Consider the following 6,062-nt stretch of genomic DNA (forward strand, 5'->3'; position numbering starts at 1 on the left):
CAGTGTAGGGCCAGCAGCGTCGCAATGGCTGTTTTTGCTTGACTGGAATTTGGCTGAACTAGTTTGACTTTAGGTGGCTATTCTCGCCCGACGCTAACAATAGTCCCCTTCGCCGCCTCTATGAACTAGCTCAATGCCCACAGACCACGCATTCATGCCGTAATCTGACGCCCACGCCCCAATGGACGAAGAACCCTCCATATCGTCACGCCCATCTTCTATTAGGCCATACTTCTCATTGTGGCCTGTATCGCCATAGCCAGCATGATGCGCAATCTCGTCAAGGGGAACGCATTGAAAGATTGAACCATCTTTCCCGATGACAAAATGAGCGGCGACTAAATTGCCATTCGAATCCCACCAATCAATCACCGAAGCGGGGTCGCTATCGCCCTCCGTGTCATGCAACACTATGTATTTCTGGCAATCTGCGGGCTTGGATCCATGGGAGAAAGAAGGCCGCACATCTTGGATGATCGCCAAGTCGCTAGAAGCTGGTTCGTTAGATAACAACTTTTCGGAATTGACGGGAGGATCTGAGCCCCCTGCATCGCTTCTTGGCTTCTCCGAATCAGGTTCTGGATCTACCTTCCGCTCTTTCGGCTCCGCGTCGAAAAGAGAATCGTCGGGGTACTCTTCGACTTCGATGATATCCGGTCGTGTCGTCTTCAGCGCCTCGCTTTGCCCTCCTGAAGACGCGCAACCAACAAGAGCCAATATCGCTCCTAAAAGAAGCAATGCGGCCATATGCCGAGACGAGAATCTCATAACTTCACTTCCGATCGAATGCATCCGTGCTTACGCCCCTGAAACCCTACGATACGTACTGCGAGTTACGCGCCTGCTCAATTGAAAGAATTGTTTGCGAGTTCGCCTTTTCGTATTCATTGATGGCGCCATCCCCGAGAGAATCGAACTCCTCAGGTGTGTATCGAGGTTCATACCAGCTCTTCGCTTCGAAGTAGTTTTTCAAATCTTCATTGCTGAACATACGACCATGGCGCGCAAATACTTCATTACGAGCAAGATAGAGTTCCCAGTCGCTGAAAGAGCTCAACTCGGACTCTGAATAATACCGGCTATCGCTTTCAGATAAGAGATAGTCAGCACCAGCGGAGCCTTCATTCGCTTCTCCAACAGGTTTGCTATCGATAGTTGTTTGAGGGACGCCTTGACTTGTTTCATCCGTCGAAGGCGCTTCTGCGATATCATCCGACGAGCTTTCGGCGCCCGATGTCGCATCATTTTTCGAAACGTCAGCACTTTCGGATGCGGAAGCATCTTCTTCGGCAGGGACGGCGACGTCCGAAACAGCCTCCTCCGCTTCATGCCCTTGACTCATGGCATACGCATAAACTAGAGCACCGCCAACGAATAAAAGAGCCGCGAAAAGGCTAACAACAATGGGGAGATACGGCCTAACCTGTTGTTTGAATCTATTTGAGGGCTTGCTAGCGCTTTGAGAAGCAGCATTTACGCCCGATATACGAGACAGCGATTCGTCACAGTTCTCCAATGACTGTCCGCAGAACTCACAAAATCGACTTTTCGCTTGATTGGGTTTTCCGCAGTGGACACAATACATGAGACCTCCCGAAAAAAATAATCCGACCTCTTAAGCTCGCGCCAGGGCAGTCTCGGCAAGATCCATCGCTTCTGTATACAGATCGTACCGAACATCCCCAAACTCCTCGGTGTCGTCATCATAGAAATAAACCGTGTAGTCAACGGAAGAGGGCAAGTTGGCTTCGCTTACGAATACGGAGAGTGTTGCGACAAGACGGGCATGCAAATCATAGTAGTAGCACGTACTTGTAGCAGATGCGTAATCGCTTTCTGAGCTGTGCTCAATCCGCGTCTGCGATAGAGGCTTCCCTGTCGCACTATATTCCCAGTCGGTTTCGTTAGAGTAGGTTAGATCGGACGGAGTAAGGTACTTTTCGTCGCTCCACCAAGAAGTCGCGCCTACGAGATTGCCGAATTGATCGTATTCCTTATCCTCTCTAGATAGAAGTATATCCTCTTCATTAAAAGACTCTATCAAGATAGGATTGCCGAAGCTATCGTATGCGTATGTAGAATATCCAGTATAGTCTCCGTCACCGTCATACGAGACAACCTCCACAGGGTCATCGTCCCCAATCCGATCTCCCATCGAACCTGCCTCCGTCGAAATGGAGGGAGCGCACTGCCTGCGATCCTCATTGTAGGTCGACACCTGTTTACTCGCAACCTCGCCATCTGTGTTAAACATGGTTTCTGTCACCTCCGTGCCATCAGTGCTATATTCGTAAACGGATCGGTAAACCATATCCCATAGAGGCGCCCAAGTGTTAGGGTCACGATTCGGATAATTACGAAGTATTTCCGTAAGCTGACCTTCGTCTCCGTAGGAATACGTAAATACCTGATTGTCCTCTGGCTTCTCGTAATAGGCAGTGCTTTGCTCAATCAGTCTTCCCTCAGAGTCGTAAGTCCATGCAACGGAATAGTTATCACATTCCTTCCTCGTCATCTGCCCTTGATCGTTGTAGGAGTATCGAGCCGAAGAGCAAATGTCCATATTATCAATATCGCTGCCGCTACGAACTTCCACTATAGTGTTGCTAGCTTCTGGGATTTGGGGAAGGATCAGATCCGAATCATTAGGCGAGTCAGAAAGGCTTGAAGTCGGCTCAGAGACATCGGGCGCATCGCCACCTTCATAATTGGCAGAGTTTAAAATAGCCAGTGAAATCGCACCGCCTGCGACAACGATGGCTCCACATGAAAGCGCAACGACAATGCGCTTCAGCAGACCACCGCCTCCAGACGACACAGATCGCTCTACGGGGCAAGCGAGTGGCTTAACAGACCGGCCGCAGCTAGTGCAATATGGTGCATCTCCGCCGACCTCTTTACCGCAATACTGGCAAAACATAACACTCTCCTGAATGGAAACTGGTCACCACGATGGGCGCCGAAACATTAGGAACCCTAACCGAATAGATCCAAGGTCACCGATGTGGAGGAACGGCCCAGTAACCTCGCCATAGGCGACGGATCGGTAATAGAGGAATAGGAATAATTCTCTATAGTGGTTTCATTTGGGTATCTCCATTCTTCTGACCTCGATAGTGGGTCATTTTTAACAACGGTAAACTCCACTGCATTTTCTTCCCCTCGATTGAGGGTGCCAGAAATCAGCTGACCGTCGTGGTCGTAGACGTACTCATAGATGCTATCGGCGTTATCATCATCGCCCCAAGCATCTCGATCATCTTTCGTGAAGCGTTGGACCGCATCTCCCTTTTCGTTGAAGACCCAGCGGAAATCCGGCCACACGCAATCATAGGAAGAGCCCTTCCAACTGCCTATCAGTTCTTGAATTCGGTAGTTATTCTGATATTTTAATTCGAATGTCAACGTATTGCCATTCGGGTATGACCTTTCGATACGAAGAGGAAGGCCACACTCATTACTGTCGAGTGCTCTCTGCTCCCAAACGATCACCCCTTTTTCGTTCAGGCACCTTGACGGAACTCCATTGTCACCAGAATCGTACTCGAACGTATTGGAATAGCAGCCCTCCGAACTTTCATACATCATGCGCACTACATTACCCGATGAGTCGTGGTCAAAATGATAGGCAACAGCATGCTCTGAACCATCTTGAGGCTTTCCAATGGACTCGTAATCCGTAAGAACCCGAACTGGCTCTTCATCGCTCGATCGAAAGATGGAAGGAAGGAACGAATTGGCTTGACTGACAAAGACGAATACGGCAACCCCCAGCAACAAACACACTAGAACTACGGTATACAAAAGGATCCTCTTTCTACGCGGCGGCGATTGCTCTGCGCGAGAACTTGAAACAAGACGACTTCCGCAGTTGCCGCAAAAGGCAGGATCATTGCCCGTGATTTCTTTTCCGCAATGGGGGCAGAACATTATTGCTCCTCCTTGCTTCGGGTGATTGGATCAATGGATGACGTCGGCTGCGGCAATTCGGCGCGCAAAAGGTGCGCGCTAGCGCACGCTAGCCATTCGTCGCAAGCCGACAGCCTATACCGGCATACCTAGGAGGCGTAGGGAATTGTCGGTGCCTATCATCATTGAGACGCAACCGAAAAAGGCAAGCGCATTGAAGAGGGCAAAAGCGGAGAAGCACAGGCCCACAATGGCAGGTGCGCGCGAGGCACCGACTTCCCTCTTCTGGAGACTCACGAGGCAAAGCACGAGCGCGATAATAGCGGGAAGAACAGCTTGTGGCCCCATAACGAAGAGGATTACGCAGGACAGAATGCCAATGACGAGACCGAGGATTCCGAGCGTCGATCCTGTCGGCGTTCCCTCCTCCTTAGGTGGATTGACGGGATGAGTAGCTGTCGGAGCAGAACTAGAGACCACTGCTGAAGCGGGATTAGTTTCCGCCGTTGGTGAGGCGCCAGCCGATACCGGTGTCGGAATAGTGGCTGATGACGATGCTTCGTTCGAAGGCTCGGCGTTCTTGGTTGGATGAGCGCAATGCGGGCAGAATCGCGCATCATCATTGAGCTGTTTACCGCAATTCGTGCAAAACATGGAGTCACCTCTAACTTTCTGAATCTTTCTTCATGACAAATGCATCATGTGGATAAGTAAACATATTTGCATTGTTGTAAAACGAATAAATGGTCAGACTTATGCCACCTTTTCGATCGAGCTCTATGCGAAAATCGCAAGGTCGTTCTCCTCGATAATCTCCCAAATGATCCGAGTCGGTATCTAGATTGACCAGAGCATTCTCCACTGTAACAATCTCATCACCCGGAAAGCTTTCTACAGGGTTATCTGATGATCCTGGCTCGTGGTTGTGAACAAGCACCGTAAAGTCTATGCGCGCTGTCTTCGACAGACCATCGACACTTTGTATTGTCATTCGAGCGGGGGTGTAACGCCCAGCGTAGCAATTAAAGCTACTCGAGTCGTTTTCGACATATTCGCCCACCCATGTACCGATCAGGCTTGAGTAATCTGCGGTATATGACCCTTCGGTTGCGTAGCAATCAGTGATTTGCCAGTCGCTGTCGTCCCACTCCAGCGTCGCTTGAAGCTGACCGTTATAAGAGGTGAAGCCATCGGTAGCTGTAATGCTAATTGTTGCATTTGCAGTAGTTGACCCTTCGCCCGCCTGGAATTCCACGCTCTCAATAGTTGGCTGAAAGTTATCGCTGTACAAATCAGTAAGTTCAATAGTGTTCTCGTCAGGATCATAAGTGGGATGATTCTCGTCGGCTATCTGCATCATCGAAGGCGCGTGGTTGATGACAGCGTCTTCACTTGGCGCGGTCTTGGGTGTAATGTACCGCGAGGTCTCAAGAGAATCGATTACCACCCACTCTCCGTCGATTTTCTCGTAGTCCACCATGACGGTACTCTCGGTGGTAAGGTCATCCGACTCGTACACAGCGGTAATGGTGTACTCCTTCATATCCGCTTCATCGTACGTTAGCTCCAACTCTGAAGTGGAGCTGAGGGTGGGCTCTTGGTAAGCGTACCAGTCGCCCTCGTAAGACAGGTTGCTTGCCACCCCCTCGAAGTTGAGATCGCTCATGACCTGTTCTTCGGAAGGGCCGTCATAAAAAAGCCCGGACGTAACGTCGTTGCTAGAGGAATCCGCGCTAAAGGCACCGCTGTTGGCCGCCACAACAATACCGATGCCGACGATCAAGGCGACGCATGCAACGCCAATGCCAATTTTTGTTGCCGCATTTAACTGCGAGGACTTCTTTTTGGAAGAATCCATCACTGGCCTGACAGGCTCTGCCTCCGGATCCACAGAAGGCGAAGTCCCCTGTGGATCAAAAGGGATCGTAGCGTCTGGGATCCTGGCGCCTGGCACAGCGCTCCCTTCGTCATCCGTCCCAGAGCTTGCTTCTTCCTCCGCTGCGCGTTGCGGCGCAACCCCCTCAATAGGTGCTGCGCATTGGGAGCAAAAGAAGGGTACTGTCAATAATCTTGCGCAAATTCCAGCAGGCGACCGCCAGCCGTCGGCATGATCACTCGTCCAGCAGCGACACGTCCAGATACCTCCTCGACCC

6 protein-coding genes and 1 pseudogene are annotated in these 6,062 nt (G+C 50.8%); all 7 read right to left on the minus strand.

Annotated elements, in window-relative coordinates; genetic code table 11:
* Nucleotides 1–93: 93 nt before the first annotated feature.
* The 7 genes and pseudogenes from ACYVRU_RS11990 to ACYVRU_RS12020 all read right to left on the minus strand — a co-directional run bounded on the left by ACYVRU_RS11990 (nt 94) and on the right by ACYVRU_RS12020 (nt 5,800).
* Nucleotides 94–717 (minus strand): N-acetylmuramoyl-L-alanine amidase, encoded by a 624-nt coding sequence (locus ACYVRU_RS11990; RefSeq protein ID WP_461186204.1) that lies wholly within the window; start codon nt 715–717, stop codon nt 94–96.
* A 97-nt stretch (nt 718–814) separates the two neighbouring features.
* Entirely contained in the window at nt 815–1,342 is a 528-nt protein-coding gene (locus tag ACYVRU_RS11995; protein ID WP_452039588.1) for a YARHG domain-containing protein, read from the minus strand.
* Nucleotides 1,343–1,519: 177 nt separating this feature from the next.
* Nucleotides 1,520–1,585: pseudogene (locus ACYVRU_RS12000) on the minus strand (zinc-ribbon domain-containing protein); the annotation flags it as partial.
* Between the two features lie 30 nt (nt 1,586–1,615).
* Entirely contained in the window at nt 1,616–2,818 is a 1,203-nt protein-coding gene (locus tag ACYVRU_RS12005; protein WP_461186205.1) for a hypothetical protein, read from the minus strand.
* A 158-nt stretch (nt 2,819–2,976) separates the two neighbouring features.
* On the minus strand, nt 2,977–3,930 hold the full coding sequence (locus ACYVRU_RS12010; RefSeq protein ID WP_452039584.1) for a zinc ribbon domain-containing protein: 954 nt from the start codon (nt 3,928–3,930) through the stop codon (nt 2,977–2,979).
* Between the two features lie 114 nt (nt 3,931–4,044).
* Nucleotides 4,045–4,563 carry a zinc-ribbon domain-containing protein gene (locus ACYVRU_RS12015; RefSeq protein WP_452039583.1) on the minus strand — a complete coding sequence of 173 codons (519 nt, stop codon included), beginning with the start codon at nt 4,561–4,563 and terminating at the stop codon, nt 4,045–4,047.
* Between the two features lie 10 nt (nt 4,564–4,573).
* Nucleotides 4,574–5,800 (minus strand): hypothetical protein, encoded by a 1,227-nt coding sequence (locus tag ACYVRU_RS12020; RefSeq protein ID WP_452039582.1) that lies wholly within the window; start codon nt 5,798–5,800, stop codon nt 4,574–4,576.
* Nucleotides 5,801–6,062 lie beyond the last annotated feature (262 nt).

The organism is Adlercreutzia sp. CNCM I-6216 (assembly GCF_977113345.1).